The sequence below is a fragment of the Staphylococcus sp. GDY8P94P genome, assembly GCF_017892255.1.
Classification (GTDB): domain Bacteria; phylum Bacillota; class Bacilli; order Staphylococcales; family Staphylococcaceae; genus Staphylococcus; species Staphylococcus cohnii.
On the sequence record NZ_JAESKU010000015.1, the window covers coordinates 391486 to 415914 of the forward strand.

Here is a 24429-nt window from a genome sequence, read left to right on the forward strand (position 1 = left end):
GGTACGCACAATGTCCAAAAAAATATTATTAATAGATGGAATGGCTTTATTATTTCGTCATTTTTATGCAACAAGTTTACACAAACAATTCATGAGAAATTCATCAGGAATGCCTACAAACGGTGTTCAAGGATTTGTACGTCATGTATTTACTGCAATAAACGAAATACAACCCTCACATGTGGCTGTGTGTTGGGATATGGGAAAATCTACATTTCGAAATGAAATGTTTGATGGATACAAGCAAAATCGTCCCGCACCACCAGAAGAATTGATACCACAGTTTGATTATGTAAAAGAGATAGCAAACCAATTTGGTTTTGTAAATATTGGTGTACAAAATTATGAAGCTGATGATGTTATAGGAACTTTAGCACATGAGTATTCACAACAAAATCAAATTTATGTAATCACCGGTGATAAAGATATTTTACAATGTATTAATCCAAATGTTGAGATTTGGCTAACTAAAAAAGGATTCAATATATACAATCGCTATACTTTAACCAGATTTCAAAATGAATATGGACTAAATCCACTACAACTCATAGATGTTAAAGCATTTATGGGAGATAGCGCTGATGGCTATCCTGGCGTTAAAGGCATTGGAGAAAAAACAGCTATAAAACTCATTCAAAATCATGGTTCAGTTGAAGCAGTGATTGACGCTTTATACGAATTAACACCTGGTCAACGTAATAAAATAGAAGATAACTTATATAATTTAAAACTTTCTAAATCGTTAGCTAAAATTCATACAGAAGTACCAATAAATACATCCGATTTATTAAGTGATATGAAATTCGGAACTGATTTAGCTGAAATACTAAATATTTGTAAAGAGCATGAGCTCTATGTATCTGGAAAGTATTTAGCAACACATTTTAGTTAAATAAAATAAATAACAATAAAGTACACGCTCATGGTTAAGAAGCCTGGAACATAAAGTTCTTGGACAAGTGAAAAAAGGCAATTTCTATTGGAATAATATAGAAATTGCCTTTTTCGCTATTATTTTAATTATAGTTAGCTCATTGAGCTACTATTTTTCTTATATTAAGTGTCATTAATACAACGCTAAGTTCGCTTTTGTCGTGTTTGTTTTCCTAACCTATACTACATTTTTCGTATTCAATAATATTACGTATTTTGGCGAGTCTTTTGAGGAAACAGGAGAAGCTGTCCCCAAAGTAAGCGAGCCAACAATACGAAGCATTGAATAAAAAAGAAGCACTCAGATGAATTGAATTAAATCATCTGAGTGCTATTTTTCTGAGATTTATATCCAATCTCCCTAATAATTAATATCGAATGCTTTTGACCGTGCATACTTGTCTGAGATATGATTTATATAATAGGAATTCGTGGTCTATTGTTCATACAATTGTTTCAGACGAATTTGCATTAAAAATGTGTTATAAATGCAAAGGAATAACCATTACCACCAACAACTAAAAAGTTTTGCACCAAAAAAGTTAATGTCTTAAGATTTTAAATAGAAATTAACTTTCTTATATCTTACTGGGTATCTATCGTCGATAAACTATTTTTGACAATAATTTAATGTTTTAACGCTTTTTTTCTGTCGTTTTAATGATTTTATATAAAGCATTTTTGGCATGGTGATTTGCTTCTTTATTTTGGTTTCTTGGAACCCATTTAACAAACAATAAATCAAAAGATGATTCTAATATTTTTATTTTATGGTAGTAATTTATGAACTGTTTATTTTTGACTTGTCCTTTGTTCATACTATCTTCTATTAATTTTGAATCAGTGTATACGAGTGCTATAGTAATCCCATGATGTTTTGCGCATTCCAGTGCAAATACAAAAGCTGCCCATTCTGCACTATGATTATCTAAAATTCCCAAATCAAAGTCATAATGCAATCGTTCTTGCTCAGTAATAATAACTATAGAACATGCGCTTTGACCTGGATTACCTGCTGTAGCTGCATCAAAATATATTTTTGCCATAAATTCACCTTCAAATTTAATAAGTTAATTTTATATTAACAAAAGAGCATAAATAAGCATAATCATGTAGATATATTTTCTTGGAAAATATATCAAAATAACGTAAGCTATTACAGTTAATAAAAATGCACAAAATTAATAAATACAAAGGATGATCTTAATTGAAAAACATGTTTATTATACATGGCTATCAAGCCAGTACAAAAAGTCATTGGTTTCAATGGTTAGCATCACAGATGAAACCATATGGTTATAATGTTGAAATTGTATATTTACCAAATTCCGATCATCCTGAACTTGATTCATGGTGTCAGGCTATTGATAATATCGTACAAAATAAATTGAATTCAGAAACAATTATCGTTGCGCATAGTTTAGGTGTCATTTCAATATTACATTATTTAACTTCTTTTAAGGCTAATTCAAAAATAAAAGGGCTTTTTCTAATTTCTGGTTTTAACGAAAAATTGTCTAACATACCTGAACTAAATCAATATATCGATAACACCTGTATTGACATTAATAAATTAAACGCGCGTCACATTGTTACAATTGGTGCTTCAAATGATCCAGTAGTAAATATAGATGCAACTGATAGATTATCAAATCAATTAAATGTCAAAACACATTACATTAATCATGATGGTCACTTTTTAGAAACTGAGGGATATCACACCTTCAGTTACTTAAAAGATAAGATAATGGAAATTTTATAATTATATTCAATTACTAGATATATAAAAAGCCCGTAAATGACTTTCCGAAAATTCATTTACGGGTTTTTTTATCAGTTATATTGAAACACTTAATTAAAAATTAATAACCTTCATCTAACTTCTGAATCTTTCCTTTTCGGTACATTGATTTAGCCCAATAACCAAAAGGAACATTAAATATAGTAGAAATTATTTTTAATAAATACGTTGTAATAAAGATTTCAAGTACCGCTTCATTTGGCATTGCGCCTAAAAAGGCAATAATAACAAATAGTGCAGTATCCACGATATTACTTAAAATCGTACTACCATAAGCTCTTATAATAAATGTTTTATCAGAGCTGAACACTTTTTTGATTAATGAGAAAAGTAAAACATCTAAATGTTGTCCGATGATGTATGCTATAACAGAACCTAAAGCAATCCTTGGAACAATATTAAAAATAGATTCTAATGCTTTTTGTGTATTATCTACTGGGGAAGGTGTGAAATGAAGTGAAAATTGCATCACTATAATCATTACCAACGTTGAACAAAAACCTAGCCAAACTGCACGTTTAGCTATTTTGCGACCGTAGATATCATTTAAAATATCGGTTGCTAAATAGATTGATGCAAACATAACATTTCCCAGTGTTGCTGAAATAGTAAAAATATCGATTGTTTTAATAACTTGAATATTAGCTATAATTGTGCCAATAGCAATCCATGCAATCAAACCATGTTTACCAAACAAACGATACATAGTAACCAATAATATAAAAGTTACTAAAAAAGTAATAACACCAAATATTTCATTAAACAATTTTATTCCTCCTAAATTTTGATAATGCGGGTGTTTAGAAACCGCAAAATAAACAACTACATTATTTTACTAGAAAATTATAAAAAAGCAAGCTCAAATTGTAACTTATCAACAAATATTTTCACCAATGCCATATTTCAATTTAATGATTAAACAATCGTTGTTACAAATGATATAATGTCATCAAGTCTCAAATCTTATAATAAATTAGTTAATTGGGTACTTATAATTCATTTTTAGAAATACAGGAGCGTGAAGCGTATTCTAACCTATTCTGAAAAAGAGGCAATTGACGCCATAGACCAATTGATGAACACATATTGTAAAGCGTGTTTATTAAAACGTCATATTAAAAATACAAAAGGCAAAACACATGCACATCATTTTTGTATAAATGAATGTTCAGTCGGAAAACAAATTAAACAAATCGGTAATGAACTACAATAAAAAGGAGCATACAATTATGGAAATATTAAATGTAGCAACGACACCAAATCCAAATACGATGAAAATTGATTTAAAATTAGATAGTGGTGATAACAAACCTAATACGTATACAAAAGTTAAAGAAGACCAACCAGACTTCATCAACGCAGTATTAGAAGTTGATGGTGTCAAATCTATATTTCAAGCAATGAATTTTATATCAGTTGATAAAAATTCAGATGCAGATTGGGATACACTTTTACCAAATATAACAAAAGCTTTAGAAGAAATATAAAAATAAGGAGGGTGCCTTTATGGAAATTGTACGTGTTGAGCCTACACCAAGTCCCAATACAATGAAAATTGTATTGAGTGAAAAAAGAGAGGATAACCAATCTAATACTTATTCATCAATTGCAGAAGGGCAGCCTGATTTTATCAATGATGTTTTAGAAATTGATGGTGTTAAATCTATATTTCATGTGATGGACTTTTTAGCTGTAGATAAAAAACCAAAGTTTGATTGGGAAGATGTTTTACCTAAAGTAACAGCAACTTTAAATGACGAACACGAAGTAACTTCCGAAGCGCTACCAAATGAACATTTCGGTGAAATAAAAGCAGAAGTTTTAACTTTCAAAGGTATTCCTTATCAAATTAAACTAACGACAAGTACAGAAGAACAACGTAAACAATTACCTGAAATATATGTCGACAGTATGTTAGCTGCTCAGAAAGATGATGACAATGTTGTGTTTCAACGTAAGTGGGAAGATTTAGGCATACGTTATGGTGAGCTCTCAGAGGTAATGGAGGATGTCGTTGAAGAGATTACAGCTATCTATCCCAAAGATCAATTGCAAAAACGCGTGGAAGAAGCCTTAGCATCTGATATTACAATTCCTGAAACCAAATACAAACATGTAACCTTGGAAACATATCAGTCAACTGAAAGTTGGAAAGAACGTTTAAGAATGCTAAAATCATTCCCAACACCTACAATCGAAGATTTACCGTTGCTCGGCGAAGTCGTGAGTGATGAACAGAAAACACCATTAAGACGTGAAGCTATCATACTTCTTGGAATGATTGAAGATGAAATAGTACTTCCTTATCTCTATAAAGGGTTAAACGATAAAAGTCCTGCAGTAAGAAGAACTGCTGGTGATTGTTTAAGTGATTTAGGTTTCAAACAAGCATTACCAGAAATGGAAAAAGCATTAGATGATCCTCACAAAATAGTCAGATGGAGAGCTGCTATGTTTATTTTTGATGAAGGTGGGCCAGAACAATTAAAATCACTACGTGAACATGCTGATGATTCAGCATATGAAGTGAAACTTCAAATAGAGATGGCTATAACAAGAATTGAAAATGGTGATGAAGCATTAGGCTCCGTTTGGAAGCAAATTGCTAATCGAAATAATGTCTAAAGAAACTATCATTTAATAAAATAGGAGTGTTATAAATGAATGCTTATGAAGCATATATGAATGAACTAGCAACACAAATGAGAAGCGAACTAACGAATCATGAATTTAATAGTTTAGAAACTGCAGATGATGTCGATGACTTTATGAATAATGTATCTGAAGATGATACAACATTTGTCGTGATTAATTCAACTTGTGGTTGTGCTGCAGGATTGGCAAGACCTGCTGCAGTTACTGTTGCAGAACAAAATGAAAAAAAACCAACTCATAAAGTTACTGTATTTGCTGGTCAAGATAAAGAAGCAACTGAAGCAATGCGCGCTTTCATTCAACAAGCACCTTCCAGTCCTTCGTATGCCTTGTTTAAAGGAAAAGAATTAAAACATTTCATGCCAAGAGAGCATATAGAAGGCAGAGATATTCAAGACATTTGTATGGATATTAAAGACATATTTGATGATTATTGTGATTAATCAATTAAGACCAAGGCTGAGATATAAATAAATGTCTCAGCCTTAAATTGCTTTAATGCTAAACACATCATTTCTGACTATATCATGCATTTCATTAATGAACATATTTTGTTGTTTTGACTGATATAGTTGACCATTCCATTAGTATAAGATTAACTATTTAAAAAGTTGATTTTACTTTTGATTGTTTATCACAATATTTAGAATAACAGACTTATGTTACTAAGCCTTTCAAAACACAAGTCATTAATTGAATACATAAATATACTGCTCAAATTCCAATTTTATTTTTTATTTTACTAGTGGTTATCTCTTTAAATTATTGGTATTTTAAAATATGATTAAATAAAAATAACTAAGCTGTTGAAAGGAGTGTGTTCGACATGTTAAATAAATTTGATCAATCCTATCATGATCTTTGTAACGAAATATTAGACATAGGAAAACAAAAAGAAGACCGCACAAATACAGGTACGATTTCAAAGTTTGGCCATCAATTAAGATTTGATTTGTCAGAAGGTTTTCCATTGCTAACAACCAAAAAAGTATCTTTTAAATTGATTGCAACTGAATTACTATGGTTTATCAAAGGCGATACAAATATTAAATATTTACTCCAATATAATAATAATATATGGAATGAATGGGCGTTTGAAAATTATATTAAATCAGTTGATTATAAAGGACCAGATATGACAAATTTTGGTCATAGAGCACAAACGGATGAGGCATTTAATAAAAAATATAAAGAAGAAATGCGTAAATTTAAAGAGCAAATTTTAAACGATGAAGCTTTTGCAAACAAGTATGGTGATCTAGGTAATGTTTATGGCAAACAATGGCGCGATTGGGAAGATAAAAATGGCAATCACTTTGATCAGTTGAAAACTGTTATCGAACAAATTAAAAACAACCCAAATTCAAGACGTCATATTGTTTCGGCATGGAATCCAACTGAAATTGATACTATGGCATTACCACCTTGTCACACAATGTTTCAGTTTTATGTCCAAGATGGTAAATTAAGTTGCCAATTATACCAAAGAAGTGCAGATATCTTCTTGGGTGTACCATTTAACATAGCTAGTTACAGTTTACTGACACATTTAATCGCAAAAGAATGTGATTTAAAAGTAGGAGAATTTATACACACATTTGGTGATGCTCATATTTATACGAATCATATAAACGCCATAGAAACACAGTTGTCTCGTACTAGCTATGCGCCACCACAACTTAAAATAAATTCAAATGATTCTATCTTCGACATTAATTATGAAGATTTAGAAATTGTTAATTATGAATCACACCCAGCAATTAAGGCACCAATAGCAGTATAAATAATAGAACATTTAATTTTAATGATTATTTAATATATACTTTTTGCTGAGAACGTTTTACTTACTGAAGTCTTACTACTATTAGGAGGAAAATTATGACACTTTCTATACTGGTTGCTCACGATCAGCAACGTGTTATTGGAGTTAATAATCAACTACCATGGCATTTACCAAATGATTTAAAGCATGTTAAAAAACTCTCAACTGGCAATACGCTTGTTATGGGACGTGCAACATTTGATTCTATTGGAAAACCTCTTCCTAATAGAAAAAATGTAGTACTAACAAGAAATAAATCATTTGCGCATGATGGTGTGGAAGTTATCCACTCAATTGACGAAATATTTAATTTATCCGGTCATGTTTTCATTTTTGGTGGTCAAACATTATTTGAAGAAATGATTGATAAAGTCGATGATATGTATATTACTGTTATTGAAGATAAATATAATGGAGATACATTCTTTCCACCTTATACATTTGAAGACTGGGAAGTGGAATCTTCTATTCCGGGAAAATTAGATGAAAAAAATACGATTCCCCATACATTTCTACATTTAGTACGTAAAAAAACAACATAGGAGGAAATAATATGAAAATGAAAATTGTAACTGATTCAACATCAGATTTATCTCATACTTATTTACAAGATAATGATATACATGTCATCCCGCTTAATTTAACTATTGATGGCAAGTCATATGTAGATCAAGTAGACATTTCCTCTAAAGAATATATTGAAAAGTTGGAAGAAAATGCTGATGTAAAAACAAGTCAACCAGCGATTGGTAATTTTATTGAATTATATGATGAATTAGGCAAAGATGGTTCTGAAATCATTAGTATTCACATGACATCAGGACTTAGTGGTACGTATCAGACTGCGCTACAAGCAAGCCAAATGACAGATAGCAAAGTAACTGTTATAGATTCAAAATCTATTTCATTTGGATTAGGGTATCAAGTTCAACATGTCGTTGATTGGAATAATCAAGGGTTTTCATCAGAAGAAATTGTTTCAAAAATCACAGATTTACAAAGTAATATAAAATTATACGTCGTGATTGGTCAATTAAATCAATTAATCAAAGGCGGTAGAATCAGTAAAACTAAAGGATTAATAGGTAATATGATGAAAATCAAGCCGATTGGAACACTTGATGATGGTAAAATTGAATTAATTCATAATTCCCGTACTCAAAATGGTAGTATTCAATTCCTAAAAAAAGAAATCAGCACTTTTTTGGGTGATAAAAAAATTAAATCAATAGGCATCGCGCATGCAAATATTTTAGAATTTGTAGATAAAATAAAAAAACATTTCACCGAAGAATTTAATGTCACTGATTATGATACAAATGTTACAACTCCTATAATATCTACACATACTGGAGAAGGTGCAATAGGTCTAGTTGTTTTAAAATCATAAGCTAATTTATAATAAATTGAGGTTCGTTTTAATTATTCTTTCATTTGTTAAAATTTCAAAACAATTTAATAGCTTATCTCTGGAATTAATGATAACTTAATGACAAGATAATAAAAAAGGAGGTATACCATGGCATATGCGACATTAGCTGGAGGTTGTTTCTGGTGTTTGGTAAAACCATTCACATCTTATCCAGGCATTGAAAATGTTGTTTCTGGCTATAGTGGTGGACATGTTGAAAATCCTTCTTATGAAGATGTTAGCCGTGGACAAACCGGTCATGTAGAAGCAGTACAAATCACATATAACTCTGAAATCACTACCTTCGAAAACATTTTGGATGTTTATTTTAAAACATTTGATCCTACTGATAACGGTGGTCAATTTTTTGATAGAGGCGAACATTATCAACCAGCTATTTTTTATCATAATGAAGCGCAAAAAAAAGCTGCAGAAGCAAAAATTCAAGAATTAAATGAGCAGGCAATATTCAACAACCCTGTAATTACACCCATAAAACCATACAAAAACTTTTACCCTGCTGAATCATATCATCAAGATTATTATAAAAAGAATCCACTACATTATGAGCAATATCAGCGTGGTTCTGGCCGTAAAAGTTTTATAGAAAAACATTGGGGGAAACAATATGATTAAAAAAAATAAAAATGATTTAACTGAAATAGAATATTTAGTAACACAAGAAGATGGAACTGAACCTCCTTTTCAAAATGAGTATTGGAATCATTTTGAAAAAGGGATTTATGTTGATAAAATTTCTGGTAAACCTTTATTTACCTCAGAAGAAAAATTTGAATCAGACTGTGGTTGGCCTAGTTTCTCAAAAGCTTTAGATGATGAAGAAATCATAGAGCTTGTTGACAAAACTTTTGGTATGGTACGGACTGAAGTACGCTCTGAAGATGCAAACAGTCATTTAGGACATGTTTTCAATGATGGTCCAACTGATAGCGGTGGTTTAAGATATTGTATTAACTCAGCTGCTGTTCAATTCATACCATATGATAAACTAGAAGAATTAGGCTATGAAGATTTAATACCACATTTTGAAAAATAAGGAGCGAACAAGACATGTTTAAAAAATTATTTGGTAAAGGTAAAGAAGTCGACAAAGAAACAAGTGTATATGCACCTATTACAGGAGAATATGTAAAAATAGAAGATATTCCAGATCCAGTGTTTGCACAAAAAATGATGGGAGAAGGATTCGGAGTGAATCCAACTGACGGTGAAGTTGTTTCTCCAATCAATGGTAAAGTAGATAACATCTTCCCAACAAAACACGCTATTGGTCTACAAGCTGATAATGAACTTGAACTACTTGTTCATATTGGTTTAGATACAGTACAACTTGATGGGGAAGGTTTCGAAGTATTAGTTGAAAGTGGCGATACTGTTAATGTTGGGGACCCATTATTACGTTTTGATTTAGACTATATTAAAGAAAATGCTAAATCAGTTATTTCTCCGATTATTGTTACAAACTCAGATAACACATCATCAATTGCAATTGCCGACGATGTAACTTCAGTAACTAAAGGTGAAACTAAAATTATAGATGTGACAATGAACTAATGAAAGATCATTCATTTTATCAATTTGCATTAACAGCACGTGGTCGAAAAGACGAAAAAGGCGAATTAGCAGAAGAAATTTTTGATGATTTGTCTTTTCCACGACAGGAAAAAGATTTTCATGCACTATCCGATTACATTGAAATGCAAGGAAGTTACACCGTTTCAATGTCTGTTTTTGATAGTTTATATGAAGAATATACTGAATGGTTAAAATTTTAGTCTTAGTTTATATTTGAGCGAATATAGTAAAGTATATTAAAATAATAGAGTATCATAGAGAGCTGGGATTAATCTTTAATGATTCAATCCCAGCTACTTTTATTTTCAAATCAATAAAATTTTGATTTGAAACATACATATATTTAGGAAGTGATAAAATGTCGGAAAGATCAGGCATGGAAAATGAACACAACAAAGAAACTAAAACTGACGATGCAAATAACAAACAGCACACTAAAAAATTAAGCTTTAAACGTAAAAATTTTATTTTAACAATCATAAGTATTGTGCTCATAACAGCAATTTTAACGGTCTTTGCAACCATAGCAGTCATGCACTGGACAAGTGGATTGGATGGAAAGCAAAAAGCTGAAATGAAAAAAGTTGAAGATGTCTATCGTATTTTAAATAAAGAATATTATAAAAATACTGATTCAGAAAAAATATCTGAATCTGCAATTAAAGGGATGGTTAAAGATTTAGATGATCCATATTCAGAGTATATGACAAAAAAGGAGTCTAAATCATTTAACGAAGATGTCTCAGGTGATTTTGTAGGTATCGGTGCAGAAATGCAAAAAAAAGGAGATAAAATCCAAATTACAAGCCCGATGAAAAACTCCCCTGCGGAAAAAGCTGGCATTCAACCTAAAGATGTAGTGACTAAGGTAAATGGTAAGTCTATTAAAGGACAACCACTTGAAGCTATTGTCAAAAAAGTGCGTGGAAAACAAGGAACAAAAGTCACACTAACAATTGAAAGAGCGAATCAAGCACACGAAATCACTATTAAAAGAGATAAAATACACGTTAAGAGTGTAGAATATGAAAAACATGGAAATACTGGTGTGTTTACAATTAATAAATTCCAAAGTAGTACATCAGGTGAGTTAAAATCTTTAATTATTAAAGCGCATAAAGATGGAATTAGAAAAATTGTTCTCGATTTACGTAATAATCCCGGTGGATTACTTGATGAAGCTGTAAAAATGGTGAATATTTTCATAGATAAAGGTAAAACTGCAGTTCAACTTGAAAAAGGCGATCAAAAAGAACAAATAAAAACATCAAACGACGCTACCAAAGAAGCTAAAGATATGGATGTTTCAATTTTAGTAAACAAAGGTTCAGCCAGTGCATCTGAAGTATTCACAGGTGCAATGATGGATTATAATAAAGCCAAAGTTTACGGTTCAAAAACTTTTGGTAAAGGTATTGTACAAACAACGCATGAATTTGATGACGGTTCGTTATTAAAATTTACGAATATGAAATGGCTAACACCAAAATCTCATTATATTCACGGAAAAGGTATTACGCCTGATACAAAAATTAAAGAACCTGAATATCAATCATTAAATGTCATACCTAATACACAAACTTATCAATTGGGTGACGAAGACAAACATATAAAAACAATAAAAATAGGTCTATCTGCATTAAACTATGAGACTAATAATAAATCTAAAATCTTTGATAACGATTTAGAAGATGCTGTTAAATCATTCCAAAAAGATAATAATTTAACAGTTAATGGAAAGTTTGATAAACAAACCAATGATAAATTCACTCAAGCTTTAGTTAATAAAGCTAATAAAGAAGATACTGTATTAAAAACTTTATTAAATAAATTAAATTAAAGAGGTGAAATCCCCATGATAAGATTAGGTACTATAAAAGATTTACCAACTATTTTAACGATTGTAGAAGAAGCAAAATCAATAATGAAACAAGAAAATAACACACAATGGGATGAACAATATCCATTGAAATCACATTTTAAAGAAGATATTAGTAAAGACTCACTTTTTGTACTAGAAGAAAATGAGATAATTTATGCCTTTATAGTTGTCGACCAACAACAATCTGAATGGTATGATGAACTGGCATGGCCAATTGATAGAAAAAATGCATACGTTATTCATAGATTAGCAGCCTCATCAGAATATAAGGGTGCAGCAACAAAGTTATTTGATTTTGCTGTTAACCTTGCTTTAAAAGATAATGTACATGTAGTGTTAACTGACACTTTTGCATTGAATAAACGTGCTCAAGGATTATTCCAAAAATTTGGCTTTATCAAATTAGGTGAAGTAAATATTGATTATCCTCCTTTCGACAAAGGGGAACCATTCTATGCCTATTATAAAAAATTAGAAGAATAGAGGTAATAATATGACAAAAATCGCATTTACTGGTGGCGGTACTGTTGGACATGTATCTGTAAATCTTAGTTTAATTCCAACAGCTATAGAGGAAGGACATGAAGCTTTTTATATTGGATCAAAAAATGGTATGGAACGAGAAATGATTGAATCTCAATTACCAGAGATTCCATACCATAAAATTTCAAGTGGCAAATTAAGACGATACATCTCTTTTGAAAATATCAAAGATATTTTTAAAGTTTTAAAAGGTATATTCGATTCAAGACGAATATTAAAAAAAGAACGTCCTGATCTATTATTTTCAAAAGGCGGTTTTGTATCTGTGCCAGTCGTTATTGCTGCTAAATCTTTGAAAATTCCAACAATCATACATGAGTCTGATTTAACACCAGGTTTAGCAAATAAAATTGCTTTAAAATTCTCTAAAAAGATTTATACGACTTTTGAAGATACATTACAATATCTTCCTAGTGAAAAAGCAGATTTTGTGGGTGCTACAGTACGTGAAGATTTAAAAAGCGGTGATAAAAATAGAGGCTATCAATTAACAGAATTTAAAGATGATAAAAAAGTTTTACTAATCATGGGTGGAAGCCTTGGCAGTAAAAAGTTAAATGATATAATTAGAGATAATTTAGATGCATTATTAAAAAATTATCAAATCATTCACTTAACTGGCAAAGGATTGCTAGATCAATCCTTAACGCATAAAGAAGGTTATGTTCAATTTGAATTTGTTAAAGACGATTTAACTGACTTATTAGCGATAACAGATACAGTTATTAGCCGTGCTGGTTCAAACGCTATATATGAGTTCTTAGCATTAAGAATTCCAATGCTCTTAATTCCTTTAGGTCTCGACCAATCAAGAGGAGATCAAATTGACAATGCGAAAAATTTTGAATCAAAAGGTTTTGGAAGAACGATTCCGGAAGACACTTTAACTGAACATAAACTTATCGATCAATTAAAAGATATTGAAACACAACGTGAATCAATCATCACTCAAATGCAAACATACAAAGAAAGTTTTACACGCCAAGATTTATTTCATAAAATTGTTAATGATGCAAATAACTAATAGTAGGGAGGATACGCAATGAGTCGTTGGAAAAGAATAAGTCTACTCATTATTTTTACATTAATTTTTGGCATTATTGCATCCTTCCATGAATCTAGATTAGGAAAATGGATAGACAATGAAGTTTACGAATTTATATATTCTTCTGAAAGCTTCATAACTACCACATTTTTCTTAGGAGTAACTAAAATCGGTGAAGTATGGGCAATGGTTTGTTTATCATTATTACTCATCGCCTATTTAATGCTAAAAAAGTTAAATATAGAAGCACTTTTCTTTGCTATAGCTATGAGTTTATCAAGTACTTTAAATCCATTATTAAAAAATATATTTGATAGAGAACGACCTACATTATTACGACTTATAGATATCTCTGGTTTTAGTTTTCCAAGTGGACACGCAATGGGCTCAGCTGCTTTCTTTGGCAGTACCATTTACATTGCTAATCGTGTCTTAAAAGGTAAAACAAAAGGGATAATGATAGGTCTTTCAGCACTATTTATTATTTTAATTTCATCATCAAGAGTATATCTAGGAGTGCATTATCCTACAGATATCATTGCTGGTATTATTGGTGGTGCTTTTTGCGTCGTTTTATCAACATTGATATTAAGACACAAGTTAAAAATATAAATGATAATTACATCTTGAGAAGTTAAATCACAATAAAATAGAGAAAAAGGCAATTTCTATACAAAAATAGAAATTGCCTTTTTTAAATTCGTCTGAAATGATTTTATCTCAAACTTAATTTAATTGTGTCAAAAATTATTATAAAAACCGATTTCACACTGCAAAACCGGTTTTTATATATACGTTGTTTTACAACGTTAGTCTTTTACGGGCATATAAAAGGGGATATTTACGAAAATGATCATTTCTACTAAAACAAATATGTGTGGGGGGGAATGTCTATGTAGTATTGATAATCATTTTCAATTACATTATACAATACTGAGAATAATTGTCAATTAGATTCCGAAAATTTTTCTAATCTTTTATTTCAACATGGTTACACTTAATTATCTTCACTATCTTATTGTATTTTTAATACCCTGTTACTTTCTATAAACTGTTATTTCATATATTATATATTTTGAGGTGTAAGCAATGACAAAAATTTTAATTGTTGAAGATGAACAAAATCTTGCTCGTTTCATCGAACTAGAATTAGAACACGAAAATTATGTAGTAGATATTGAATATGATGGCAAACCTGGGTTAGAAAAAGCTTTAACCAATGATTACGATTTAATTTTGTTAGACTTGATGTTACCTAATATTAATGGTTTAGAAATTTGTAGACAAGTAAGACAAAATAAAACCACTCCTATAATTATTATCACAGCTAAAAGTGACACTTACGATAAAGTAGCAGGATTAGATTATGGGGCAGATGACTATATAGTAAAACCATTTGATATTGAAGAATTATTAGCAAGAATTAGGGCAATGTTGCGTAGACAGCCACAAAAAAACATCATAGACATGCAGGGCATTATTATAGATAGAGATGGCTTTAAAGTTACTGTAGATGGTAATACTTTAGATTTGACGAAAACTGAATATGATTTATTGACTTTATTAGCTGAAAATCGTAATCATGTATTACAGAGAGAGCAAATTATCGCAGATGTGTGGGGATATGATTCAGAAGTTGAAACAAATGTTGTTGATGTATATATACGCTATTTAAGAAATAAGCTTAAACCATATGGCAAAGATAAAATTATCGAAACTGTACGTGGTGTGGGATATGTGGTTAGAAAATGAAACAGCGTAAATTAAAAACGAAGTGGATGATTATCACAACAACCATTACATTTTCAACAATTTTTATTTTCAGTTTAATTATTATATTCTTTCTAAGTAATGCATTACGTCACAATGAACTTAGCGAAGCAGAAAGAAGTTCATCTGATATCATTCAACTATTTGAAACTAAACAATTGAATGATATTACGCCATTAGATTTAAATGCATCGTTAGGTAATTTTCAAAAAGTGCTTCTTTTTGATAAAAAGGGTAAAAAACAAATAGAAACTTCAAATGATAACGATATCGTTTATTCACCCAATTTTAAGCCTAAAGAAATCAATACTGCTTTGATAAAAAATTATCATAACAACGATTATTTAATTATTACAAATCGAATTAATACGCAACACTTCAAAGGATATAGTGTAATCATTCATTCTTTAGAAAATTATAATGCACTTGTTAATTCACTATATTTTATTGCACTCATATTTGGGATTATTGCTACTTTTATCACTGCAATGGTAAGTTACTTCTTCTCTGCACAAATTACAAAACCATTAATCTTAATGTCTAATAAAATGCAGCAAATTCGTCGTGATGGGTTCCAAGAAAAAGTTGATCTAGTTACAAATTATGAAGAAACAGATAATTTAATCGTTACCTTTAATGAAATGATGTTTCAATTAGAAGAGTCGTTTAATCAACAGCGACAATTTGTCGAAGATGCCTCTCATGAGCTACGGACACCATTACAAATTATTCAAGGACACTTAAATTTGATACAGCGTTGGGGCAAAAAGGATGCAGCAATTCTTGAAGAATCTCTCGATATATCCTTAGAAGAGATGACTAGAATTACAAAATTAGTTGAAGAATTATTATTATTAACAAAAGATAATAACAACAGTAAAGAAAATGAAACAGAAAGCGTAGAAATTAACCAAGAGATAACTTCTAGAATTAAATCTTTAAAACAGCTACATCAAGATTATATTTTTGAATTTGAACCGTATCATAAACCACTTAATATAAAAATAGATCGTTATCAATTTGAACAAGTATTAGTTATCTTTATTGATAACGCTATGAAATATGATCAAGTTAATAAATATATTCAAATTCAGACAAACCTGCGAAACAAACAAATATCAATAGAAATCACTGACCATGGCGTTGGTATTCCAAAAGAAGATATAGATTTTATTTTCGATAGATTCTATAGAGTAGATAAATCTCGTTCCAGAAAATTAGGAGGAAACGGTTTAGGTTTATCGATAGCTAAAAAAATCATTGAATTAAATCATGGTACGATTCATGTAGAAAGTGAAGTAGGAAAATACACGACATTTAAAATCACATTTTGATTTTTAACCGGTTACTATTTCGACAGAAAATATGTTACGCTATAAAATGAAAATACAATTAGCAGAGCCAAATAAAATCAGGTTCTGCTTTTTTCATATAACTAGTTATTGATACTTTAATTTGGTTATATTTAATGCTATTATTGATTTGTAAGCGTTTTAACTATTTTGTGGAGGGTGTAATATGAGCAACGAAAGTCAGGTTACCCAGGCACCTGTAAATTTCGGGGCAAATCTTGGATACATTTTAGATTTATATGATTTGTATTTGAATGATCCGGCTTCAGTCCCTGAAGATTTACAAGTCCTATTTAGTACAATCAAAAACGGTGAAGCAAACATCGCAACAAATACAGCTGAAGGTCAACAAAATGCGACTAAAGCTGATAGCACGATTAAACGTGTTATGCGTCTCATAGATAACATACGTCAATATGGGCATTTATTGGCAGATATTTATCCAGTTAACAAACCTGTAAGAGAAAATCTTCCCAAATTAAATATTGAAGATTTTAATTTGGATAGAGAAACATTAGAATCAATTTCAGCAGGTATCGTATCTGAACACTTTAAAGATATTTACGATAATGCCTATGAAGCTATTGTTCGTATGGAAAAACGTTATAAAGGTCCTATTGCATTTGAATATACACATATCAATAACAATAGGGAACGTGTATGGTTAAAACGTAGAATAGAAACACCATACAAAGCGACATTAAACGATAATCAAAAGATTGAATTATTTAAAAACTTAGCACATGTAGAAGGCTTCGAAAAATATTTACACAAAAATTTTGTGGGCGCTAAACGTTTCTCCATAGAAGGTGTAGACACACTAGTTCCAATGTTACAACAGACATTACGACTTGCTAGTGATGAAGGCATTCAAAACATACAAATCGGTATGGCCCACCGTGGTAGATTAAATGTACTCACACATGTGTTAGAAAAACCATATCAAATGATGATTTCAGAATTCATGCATACTGATCCAATGAAGTTCTTACCGAAAGATGGCAGTTTAGAATTAACTTCTGGTTGGTCAGGAGATGTGAAATACCATCTCGGTGGTGTCAAAACTACAAATTCATATGGCAGTGAGCAACGTATTTCTCTTGCGAATAACCCAAGTCACCTTGAAATAGTTGCACCAGTTGTTTTAGGTAAAACACGTGCAAATCAAGATGATACTGATAAATCTGGAGCTGTTCACACTGATTTCCATAAATCTATGCCGATATTAATTCATGGTGATGCTGCATACCCAGGTCAAGGTATTAACTTCGAAGCTATGAATTTGGAAAATTTGGATGGCTATTCAACAGGCGGTACACTTCATATCATCACTAATAATAGAATTGGCTTTACAACAGAACCAGAAGATGGACGTTCCACAACGTATTCATCTGATGTTGCAAAGGGTTATGATGTACCTATCATGCACGTTAATGCAGATAATGTTGAAGCAACTATTGAAGCAATTGAAATCGCTATGGCATTTAGGAAAGAATTCCATAAAGATGTTGTCATTGATTTGGTTGGATATCGTCGATATGGACACAATGAGATGGATGAACCATCCATTACCAATCCGTTACCATACCACAATATTCGAAAACATGACCCTGTTGATGTACTTTATGGTCATCAATTAGTTCAAGATAATATTATTTCTGAAGATCAAATGAATCAAATCTTTGATGAAGTTCAAAAAGAACTCCGTGCCGCTCATGATGAAATAGATAAAAACGATAAGATGGATAATCCTGATATGCAAAAACCAGATAGTCTTGCAGAACCACTCCAAAGTGTCGATGTGGATGTAAGTTATGAACAACTTAAAGAAATTAATGATGCAATGCTATCGTATCCATCTAACTTTAATGTTCTTAAAAAATTAAATAAAGTCTTAGAGAAAAGAAGAGAACCTTTTGAGAGCGAAGAAGGATTAGTTGATTGGGCTCAAGCAGAACAATTAGCCTTCGCAACAATCACTCAAAAAGGTACACCTATTCGCTTAACTGGACAAGATAGTGAACGTGGTACATTCAGTCACCGTCACGCCGTACTTCACGACCCTGATTCAGGTGAAGAATATATCCCACTACACAATGTCCCAGGACAAAAAGCAACTTTTGAAGTGCGTAACTCGCCACTATCAGAAGCAGCGGTTGTTGGTTTTGAATATGGTTACAATGTGCAAAATAAAGATTGTATGACAATTTGGGAAGCACAATATGGAGATTTTTCTAATATGGCTCAAATGATATTCGACAACTTCTTATTTAGTGCTAGAGCCAAGTGGGGCGAACGTTCAGGTTTAACACTATTCTTACCTCATTCATTTGAAGGTCAAGGCCCTGAACATTCATCGGCACGTCTAGAAAGATTTTTACAATTAGCTGGAGAAAATAACGCTACAGTAGTAAACTTATCAAGCTCAAGCAACTACTTCCATTTACTGAGAGCTCAAGCTGCTAGCTTAGGTACACAATCAATGAGACCACTAGTGGTAATGTCTCCTAAGAGTCTCTTACGTAATAAAACGGTTGCTGATCCAATCGATAAATTTACATCTGGAAAATTCGAACCAATTTTACCAGAAGAACATGAGAAGGATGCTGTTAAAAAAGTTATTCTAGCTTCAGGTAAAATGTTTATTGATTTAAAAGAATATTTAGCAAAAAATCCAAACAATTCAATTTTATTAGTTGCCGTGGAAAGATTGTATCCATTCCCAGCTGAAGAAATTGAAACGTTACTAAATGAATTACCTAATTTAGAAAATGTAGCTTGGGTACAAGAAGAACCTAAGAACCAAGGCGCTTGGTCATTTGTTTATCCATATCTAAAAGAATTAACAACTGATAAATACGATTTAAGTTATCATGGCCGTATTCAACGTTCAGCTCCTGCTGAAGGTGATGGAGAAATACACAAACTTGTTCAAAATATGATAATCGAACAAAGCACAAAATTTAACTAGGGGGAAGTTAAGCATGACAGAGGTAAAAGTTCCAGAATTAGCAGAATCCATTACAGAAGGTACCATTGCAGAATGGTTAAAACAAGTCGGTGATAGTGTAGATAAAGGTGAAGCTATCCTTGAATTAGAAACAGATAAAGTAAACGTCGAAGTTGTTTCTGAAGAAGCTGGCGTATTGCAAGAATTACTTGCAAATGAAGGTGATACTGTAGAAGTTGGTCAATCTATCGCTGTTGTAGGCGAAGGAAGTGGCAATAATAATTCAGAAGCACCAAAACAAGACAATTCTGAATCACAAGCTTCTGCTAGTAAGGAAGAATCAGAGCAACCACAAACAGAATCAGAATCTCAAAAGGATAATGATAGCACTACTGACGATTCACAAGATAAAGGACAACGTGTTAATGCGACACCATCTGCACGTAAATATGCTCGTGAAAAAGGCATTGACTTATCAGAAGTAACAACACAATCAAATGACGTTGTTAGAAAAGAACATGTCGATCAAACACAAAATAATAAAAATGAACAAGCTGCACAATCATCAACAAAAGAAGAACCTAAAAAACAAGCAGCTCAACAAAACCCAACAAAACCAGTTATCAGAGAAAAGATGTCTCGCCGTAAGAAAACAGCTTCTAAAAAATTATTAGAAGTATCTAATAATACAGCAATGCTAACGACATTTAATGAAGTAGACATGACAAATGTGATGAACTTACGTAAACGTAAAAAAGAACAGTTCATTAAAGATCATGATGGCACAAAACTTGGATTTATGTCATTCTTTACAAAAGCATCAGTAGCAGCTTTGAAAAAATACCCTGAAGTAAACGCTGAAATTGATGGTGAAGACATGATTACTAAACAATTCTATGATATCGGTGTTGCAGTATCTACAGATGATGGTTTACTAGTACCATTTGTAAGAGATTGTGATAAGAAAAACTTTGCCGAAATTGAAGATGAAATTGCTAATTTAGCTATCAAAGCACGTGATAAAAAATTAGGTTTAGATGACATGGTAAATGGTTCGTTTACTATTACAAATGGCGGCATCTTTGGTTCAATGATGTCTACACCAATTATTAATGGTAGCCAAGCTGCGATTCTAGGTATGCATTCTATTATTACACGTCCAATTGCTATCGATGCAGATACAATTGAAAACCGTCCGATGATGTATATTGCATTAAGTTATGATCACAGAATCATCGATGGTAAAGAAGCAGTAGGTTTCTTAAAAACTATTAAAGAATTAATTGAAAATCCTGAAGATTTACTATTAGAATCTTAATCCACAACACAAAATAGTTTAATAACCCTAATACAACGACGTTTAGCGTCGTTGTATTTTTATGTGTTTATTTCATTTTTTGATAACAATCAAATGCGCCCTCTAGTATTATTTTACTGTTGAAAGTCATTGTAATATTTGAATATAAAACAAAAGCACCCAAATAATTTAGGTGCTTTCAGACTGTCGGCAAAGTCTCCAACTTTGTTGGCAGTTTCTTTTATGCACGCTTCCGCGGACACTGCCTTAGCCTATAGTCTTCGTCATATGCCCCTAATTCATTAATCAAGTTTCGACCCATGTTACCAGTTACATGTGTGTATATCTTTAATGCATATTGCTATCAGAATGACCCACACGCTCTTGAATAGCTTTTAAGGGAATTGGCATGCTGTGCTAAGATAGATATCTTTAAACTGTAACGCTAATACTTTATCAATACGCATACAAGTTTTATTTTGTTACAAAAAATAAGTAGAATACAACAGTTATGAAATAAAAGTAAACGATTAAAGAATGATAAACCGTTTACAATATAAAATGATATACTATATTTGAAATAAATAATTTAGTAGAAGAGATGGAATGATTTGAAAAAAATATTATTCGCAACTTTGGCTACGGGCGCTTTAATACTTGGATATGCAACTGTTCCATATGCAGACGCAAAAGAAGCAGAAAATCAGTCACAAGGCGGTCAGTCTACAAATTCTAAGGTTCAATATTTTTCAAACCAAGATTTGTTTGACCAATTAGAAAAAGATGGTTATGATATTAACGACATATATACAAAAGAAGAAATTAAACAGTATAAAGCTGAAGACCAATTACGCGCTGGAAAAACGACTTTTGTTGACCATGGCAACGGTAAAGCTACACTATACTTATCATCAGCATATACTAAAGCTATAGCGTGGTCAGGTGCAGCTGCAACCGGTGCAATATCAGGATTAATAGGTGGTCCTTTAGGTGGTTCTATTGGTAGTTTCCTTGGAGCTATGGCTGGTTCAGCTTTAGATACAAGTAAAGGAGTTTATATAAATATGGAAACTGTAAAAGATGCTGCCGGTAATTATGTGTTTAAAGGTACTAATTGGGGATATCAATAAAAAGAGGTGGTTTTATGACACTTAAAAATTCATTGAGATTCGGTATCATAATGGCATTAGTTATGTGTACAATGTTTTATATTTTTCCAATGCCTGAAACAATAGTGTGGAAAATACTATTTTGCCTAATAATAGTTGGTGTTGGTTTATTACTATCGTATTTTATTTTAGGAAAAGAGAATATGAAAAAAAGTAGCACATTGATTGTGTTGAAATTTACCACGTTATTAATTAAAATAACGTGGTTTTATTATTAATAAATGTATTGTATGGATGTAGACAAGTACAAAAGTGTTCACATCTAAACGCAGATTTTCGTTATGACTAAATCCAGACATTATTTCTTTGCCCCAAATTTGTCTCATAGAATTCACTAATCATGGATATTCATAACAACATTTCACTATATATAATATTATAATATATATTCTATCTAAATCCTGAAGATTTACTATTAGAATCTTAATCCACAACACAAAATAGTTTAATAACCCTAATACAACGAAGTTTAGCGTCGTTGTATTTTTATGTGTTTATTTCATTTTTTGATAACAATCAAATGCGCGCTCTAGTATTATTTTACTGTTGAAAGTCATTGTAATATTTGAATATAAAACAAAAGCACCCAAATAATTTAGGTGCTTTCAGACTGTCGGCAAAGTCTCCGACTTTGTTGGCAGTTTCTTTTATGCACGCTTCCGCGGACACTGCCTTAGCCTATAGTCTTCGGCTAGTGCTATTCCCGCAGGAGTCGTCATAAATCACTGACAATATTATAATATATGTAAATTAAACAGTGATGGTATTTATGATGTTGAATAAATCAATCGATAAAAGAGAGCAATATAAAATGATTTCTTTCTCTGAATCAGTCCTTAATATTGCCTCATTTAATGTATCAAATTAAGCATACCCATATCATCAAACAGGAAAAAACTGTAAAAACAGTCATTTCAATCAATTTATGTTATTACTTATTAATAATGAATACTCATATGTAATCGTACAGCTACGTTGTGCTGATTTAAGTATTGATGGAACATATTTCCATTAAATTTAATAGCTTCATTTTTATGAATAACAAAAGTTTCCCCATCTAATATAAGTGTTAAGGTACCTTCATAAACTGTGATATATTCCATTGTATTTGATCCATGGGGTGATCCATTCATTTCACCTTCACCTTCAATAATAACCATATAGCTTTCAAATTTCTTTTCAATATCAAACTTAAATAAAGTAAATACTTTGTATTTATTATCTTCTGAGATTAAAGGTTGTATTTCATTTAAACTTATTTTCTGTATAACATTACCATTTTCTTGTGTTAATTCTGTAAAAGATATTTTTAAACCATTTGCTATCTTCCATAAGGTAGTGATAGATGGAATAGATATCTTACGTTCTATTTGTCCCAACATTGTTTTACTTACACCAGTGGCTTCTGATAATTGTTCTAACGAATATCCATTTTGTTTTCTATATAATTTTAAATTTTCAGCAATAATATCATTTATTTCTCTCATCAATTTTAACACCTCTATTTACAATATAACGTACAAAGCATATACTTTAAAGACCAAGCACTATAACGTAAATTGAGACGTTATAGTGTTTTTGTGAATAGGGGGAGTTATAATGTTAACAATATCTATGCTTATATATGCTGTTGTAGCAAGCTTTACACCTGGACCGAATAATATTATGGCATTATTTTTTTCGCAAAATTTTAATTTCAAAAGTAGTTTTCGATTTTCAATTGGTGTAGGATTAGGTTTTCTATTTTTATTATTACTATCTAATATATTTAACACAACAATGCATACTGTTTTTCCTAAAATTGAATTATTGATGAAAATATTTGCATTTATATATTTACTTTATTTAGCTTTTAAAATTTCTATGAGTTCTATTTATGGGACGAAACAAACTTTTAATCACAAGCTAAGTGATTTGAAATCTGGTGTAATGCTGCAATTCATTAATCCTAAAGGAATCATTTATGCTTTAACAGTGATTTCCACTTTTATTACACCGTTTTATACGCATTGGCTAGAACAATTACCATTTATTATTTTATTGGCTATTATTGGATTTTTTGGCACTTTGAGTTGGGGTATTTTAGGCACTTTATTTAAATCTTTTATAGCAGCACATGAGCGCTTATTTAATTTTGTCATGGCTGGTTTATTAGTTTATGTTGCTCTAAATATTTTAATGCATTAGTTATGAATTGATTTTA

Annotated in this window: 26 protein-coding genes; 23 read left to right on the forward strand and 3 right to left on the reverse strand. The window is 31.1% G+C overall.

The annotated features are described in order from the left end of the window. Nucleotides 1-10: 10 nt before the first annotated feature. Entirely contained in the window at nucleotides 11-892 is an 882-nt protein-coding gene (locus KA926_RS11340; protein WP_210144394.1) for a 5'-3' exonuclease, read from the forward strand. Between the two features lie 676 nt (nucleotides 893-1568). Here KA926_RS11340 and KA926_RS11345 read toward each other — a convergent pair. After that, complete coding sequence (locus KA926_RS11345) at nucleotides 1569-1979, reverse strand: ribonuclease HI family protein (RefSeq protein WP_210144395.1); 411 nt, start codon at nucleotides 1977-1979, stop codon at nucleotides 1569-1571. 170 nt (nucleotides 1980-2149) lie between these two features. Between KA926_RS11345 and KA926_RS11350 the strand changes: the two genes are divergently transcribed. Next, on the forward strand, nucleotides 2150-2695 hold the full coding sequence (locus KA926_RS11350) for an RBBP9/YdeN family alpha/beta hydrolase (RefSeq protein WP_245335870.1): 546 nt from the start codon (nucleotides 2150-2152) through the stop codon (nucleotides 2693-2695). 100 nt (nucleotides 2696-2795) lie between these two features. Here the strand turns inward: KA926_RS11350 and KA926_RS11355 are convergent, their stop codons facing one another. Beyond that, nucleotides 2796-3500 carry a queuosine precursor transporter gene (locus tag KA926_RS11355; protein WP_107523727.1) on the reverse strand — a complete coding sequence of 235 codons (705 nt, stop codon included), beginning with the start codon at nucleotides 3498-3500 and terminating at the stop codon, nucleotides 2796-2798. Between the two features lie 252 nt (nucleotides 3501-3752). Here KA926_RS11355 and KA926_RS11360 point away from each other — a divergent pair, with 252 nt between their 5' ends. From KA926_RS11360 to KA926_RS11455, 20 genes are all read left to right on the forward strand, one after another. Next, a complete protein-coding gene (locus KA926_RS11360; RefSeq protein ID WP_210144397.1) occupies nucleotides 3753-3947 on the forward strand; it encodes a zinc-finger domain-containing protein in 195 nt (64 codons plus the stop codon). Nucleotides 3948-3963: 16 nt separating this feature from the next. Beyond that, nucleotides 3964-4221, forward strand: a complete 258-nt coding sequence (locus KA926_RS11365) for a NifU N-terminal domain-containing protein (protein ID WP_019468950.1) — start codon at nucleotides 3964-3966, stop codon at nucleotides 4219-4221. 19 nt (nucleotides 4222-4240) lie between these two features. Beyond that, nucleotides 4241-5359, forward strand: coding sequence for a conserved virulence factor C family protein (locus tag KA926_RS11370; RefSeq protein ID WP_210144398.1), 1119 nt, complete (start codon nucleotides 4241-4243; stop codon nucleotides 5357-5359). Between the two features lie 35 nt (nucleotides 5360-5394). Then, nucleotides 5395-5832 (forward strand): bacilliredoxin BrxA, encoded by a 438-nt coding sequence (gene brxA, locus KA926_RS11375; protein ID WP_107505137.1) that lies wholly within the window; start codon nucleotides 5395-5397, stop codon nucleotides 5830-5832. Nucleotides 5833-6215: 383 nt separating this feature from the next. After that, nucleotides 6216-7172: a thymidylate synthase gene (locus tag KA926_RS11380; RefSeq protein WP_210144399.1), complete on the forward strand. Its 957-nt coding sequence runs from the start codon at nucleotides 6216-6218 to the stop codon at nucleotides 7170-7172. Between the two features lie 95 nt (nucleotides 7173-7267). After that, nucleotides 7268-7753: a dihydrofolate reductase gene (locus KA926_RS11385; protein ID WP_210144400.1), complete on the forward strand. Its 486-nt coding sequence runs from the start codon at nucleotides 7268-7270 to the stop codon at nucleotides 7751-7753. An 11-nt stretch (nucleotides 7754-7764) separates the two neighbouring features. Next, nucleotides 7765-8601, forward strand: coding sequence for a DegV family protein (locus KA926_RS11390; RefSeq protein WP_210144401.1), 837 nt, complete (start codon nucleotides 7765-7767; stop codon nucleotides 8599-8601). A gap of 129 nt (nucleotides 8602-8730) precedes the next feature. Then, nucleotides 8731-9258: a peptide-methionine (S)-S-oxide reductase MsrA gene (msrA, locus tag KA926_RS11395; protein WP_107385363.1), complete on the forward strand. Its 528-nt coding sequence runs from the start codon at nucleotides 8731-8733 to the stop codon at nucleotides 9256-9258. Further along, nucleotides 9251-9679 (forward strand): peptide-methionine (R)-S-oxide reductase MsrB, encoded by a 429-nt coding sequence (gene msrB / locus KA926_RS11400; RefSeq protein WP_107523667.1) that lies wholly within the window; start codon nucleotides 9251-9253, stop codon nucleotides 9677-9679. The genes msrA and msrB overlap by 8 nt, the downstream gene beginning before the upstream one ends. 14 nt (nucleotides 9680-9693) lie before the next feature. Continuing rightward, nucleotides 9694-10197 (forward strand): PTS sugar transporter subunit IIA, encoded by a 504-nt coding sequence (locus KA926_RS11405; RefSeq protein WP_071560120.1) that lies wholly within the window; start codon nucleotides 9694-9696, stop codon nucleotides 10195-10197. Then, nucleotides 10197-10418 carry a YozE family protein gene (locus KA926_RS11410; protein ID WP_019468959.1) on the forward strand — a complete coding sequence of 74 codons (222 nt, stop codon included), beginning with the start codon at nucleotides 10197-10199 and terminating at the stop codon, nucleotides 10416-10418. Before KA926_RS11405 ends, KA926_RS11410 begins: the two co-directional genes overlap by 1 nt. A 158-nt stretch (nucleotides 10419-10576) precedes the next feature. Then, the gene (locus KA926_RS11415) at nucleotides 10577-12058 is read left to right on the forward strand and encodes a S41 family peptidase (protein ID WP_210144402.1); all 1482 of its coding nucleotides are present in this window, start codon (nucleotides 10577-10579) and stop codon (nucleotides 12056-12058) included. Nucleotides 12059-12073: 15 nt separating this feature from the next. Then, entirely contained in the window at nucleotides 12074-12583 is a 510-nt protein-coding gene (locus KA926_RS11420) for a GNAT family N-acetyltransferase (RefSeq protein WP_210144403.1), read from the forward strand. 10 nt (nucleotides 12584-12593) lie between these two features. After that, nucleotides 12594-13667 carry an undecaprenyldiphospho-muramoylpentapeptide beta-N-acetylglucosaminyltransferase gene (locus tag KA926_RS11425; protein ID WP_210144404.1) on the forward strand — a complete coding sequence of 358 codons (1074 nt, stop codon included), beginning with the start codon at nucleotides 12594-12596 and terminating at the stop codon, nucleotides 13665-13667. Nucleotides 13668-13685: 18 nt separating this feature from the next. Then, the gene (locus KA926_RS11430; RefSeq protein ID WP_019468963.1) at nucleotides 13686-14300 is read left to right on the forward strand and encodes a phosphatase PAP2 family protein; all 615 of its coding nucleotides are present in this window, start codon (nucleotides 13686-13688) and stop codon (nucleotides 14298-14300) included. A gap of 477 nt (nucleotides 14301-14777) precedes the next feature. Then, nucleotides 14778-15440, forward strand: coding sequence for a response regulator transcription factor (locus KA926_RS11435; protein ID WP_107385350.1), 663 nt, complete (start codon nucleotides 14778-14780; stop codon nucleotides 15438-15440). Then, a complete protein-coding gene (locus KA926_RS11440) occupies nucleotides 15437-16792 on the forward strand; it encodes a HAMP domain-containing sensor histidine kinase (RefSeq protein ID WP_210144405.1) in 1356 nt (451 codons plus the stop codon). The genes KA926_RS11435 and KA926_RS11440 overlap by 4 nt, the downstream gene beginning before the upstream one ends. Nucleotides 16793-16976: 184 nt before the next feature. Then, nucleotides 16977-19781 carry a 2-oxoglutarate dehydrogenase E1 component gene (locus tag KA926_RS11445; RefSeq protein WP_210144406.1) on the forward strand — a complete coding sequence of 935 codons (2805 nt, stop codon included), beginning with the start codon at nucleotides 16977-16979 and terminating at the stop codon, nucleotides 19779-19781. 13 nt (nucleotides 19782-19794) lie between these two features. Beyond that, the gene (sucB, locus tag KA926_RS11450) at nucleotides 19795-21078 is read left to right on the forward strand and encodes a dihydrolipoyllysine-residue succinyltransferase (protein ID WP_210144407.1); all 1284 of its coding nucleotides are present in this window, start codon (nucleotides 19795-19797) and stop codon (nucleotides 21076-21078) included. Between the two features lie 590 nt (nucleotides 21079-21668). Beyond that, nucleotides 21669-22187 (forward strand): hypothetical protein, encoded by a 519-nt coding sequence (locus tag KA926_RS11455; protein ID WP_245335862.1) that lies wholly within the window; start codon nucleotides 21669-21671, stop codon nucleotides 22185-22187. A 977-nt stretch (nucleotides 22188-23164) separates the two neighbouring features. Here the strand turns inward: KA926_RS11455 and KA926_RS11460 are convergent. Then, complete coding sequence (locus KA926_RS11460) at nucleotides 23165-23713, reverse strand: helix-turn-helix domain-containing protein (protein WP_210144408.1); 549 nt, start codon at nucleotides 23711-23713, stop codon at nucleotides 23165-23167. A 112-nt stretch (nucleotides 23714-23825) separates the two neighbouring features. On the opposite strand from KA926_RS11460, the gene KA926_RS11465 reads away from it, so the two are divergent. Continuing rightward, entirely contained in the window at nucleotides 23826-24413 is a 588-nt protein-coding gene (locus KA926_RS11465) for a LysE family translocator (RefSeq protein ID WP_210144410.1), read from the forward strand. Nucleotides 24414-24429: the final 16 nt, after the last annotated feature.

Coding starts and splice junctions, on each gene's coding strand:
- KA926_RS11340 (WP_210144394.1), top strand. CDS start 11: ATGTCCAAAAAAATATTATTAATAGATGGAATGGCTTTATTATTTCGT.
- KA926_RS11345 (WP_210144395.1), bottom strand. CDS start 1,979: ATGGCAAAAATATATTTTGATGCAGCTACAGCAGGTAATCCAGGTCAA.
- KA926_RS11350 (WP_245335870.1), top strand. CDS start 2,150: ATGTTTATTATACATGGCTATCAAGCCAGTACAAAAAGTCATTGGTTT.
- KA926_RS11365 (WP_019468950.1), top strand. CDS start 3,964: ATGGAAATATTAAATGTAGCAACGACACCAAATCCAAATACGATGAAA.
- KA926_RS11370 (WP_210144398.1), top strand. CDS start 4,241: ATGGAAATTGTACGTGTTGAGCCTACACCAAGTCCCAATACAATGAAA.
- brxA (WP_107505137.1), top strand. CDS start 5,395: ATGAATGCTTATGAAGCATATATGAATGAACTAGCAACACAAATGAGA.
- KA926_RS11380 (WP_210144399.1), top strand. CDS start 6,216: ATGTTAAATAAATTTGATCAATCCTATCATGATCTTTGTAACGAAATA.
- KA926_RS11385 (WP_210144400.1), top strand. CDS start 7,268: ATGACACTTTCTATACTGGTTGCTCACGATCAGCAACGTGTTATTGGA.
- KA926_RS11390 (WP_210144401.1), top strand. CDS start 7,765: ATGAAAATGAAAATTGTAACTGATTCAACATCAGATTTATCTCATACT.
- msrA (WP_107385363.1), top strand. CDS start 8,731: ATGGCATATGCGACATTAGCTGGAGGTTGTTTCTGGTGTTTGGTAAAA.
- msrB (WP_107523667.1), top strand. CDS start 9,251: ATGATTAAAAAAAATAAAAATGATTTAACTGAAATAGAATATTTAGTA.
- KA926_RS11405 (WP_071560120.1), top strand. CDS start 9,694: ATGTTTAAAAAATTATTTGGTAAAGGTAAAGAAGTCGACAAAGAAACA.
- KA926_RS11410 (WP_019468959.1), top strand. CDS start 10,197: ATGAAAGATCATTCATTTTATCAATTTGCATTAACAGCACGTGGTCGA.
- KA926_RS11415 (WP_210144402.1), top strand. CDS start 10,577: ATGTCGGAAAGATCAGGCATGGAAAATGAACACAACAAAGAAACTAAA.
- KA926_RS11420 (WP_210144403.1), top strand. CDS start 12,074: ATGATAAGATTAGGTACTATAAAAGATTTACCAACTATTTTAACGATT.
- KA926_RS11425 (WP_210144404.1), top strand. CDS start 12,594: ATGACAAAAATCGCATTTACTGGTGGCGGTACTGTTGGACATGTATCT.
- KA926_RS11430 (WP_019468963.1), top strand. CDS start 13,686: ATGAGTCGTTGGAAAAGAATAAGTCTACTCATTATTTTTACATTAATT.
- KA926_RS11435 (WP_107385350.1), top strand. CDS start 14,778: ATGACAAAAATTTTAATTGTTGAAGATGAACAAAATCTTGCTCGTTTC.
- KA926_RS11440 (WP_210144405.1), top strand. CDS start 15,437: ATGAAACAGCGTAAATTAAAAACGAAGTGGATGATTATCACAACAACC.
- KA926_RS11445 (WP_210144406.1), top strand. CDS start 16,977: ATGAGCAACGAAAGTCAGGTTACCCAGGCACCTGTAAATTTCGGGGCA.
- sucB (WP_210144407.1), top strand. CDS start 19,795: ATGACAGAGGTAAAAGTTCCAGAATTAGCAGAATCCATTACAGAAGGT.
- KA926_RS11460 (WP_210144408.1), bottom strand. CDS start 23,713: ATGAGAGAAATAAATGATATTATTGCTGAAAATTTAAAATTATATAGA.
- KA926_RS11465 (WP_210144410.1), top strand. CDS start 23,826: ATGTTAACAATATCTATGCTTATATATGCTGTTGTAGCAAGCTTTACA.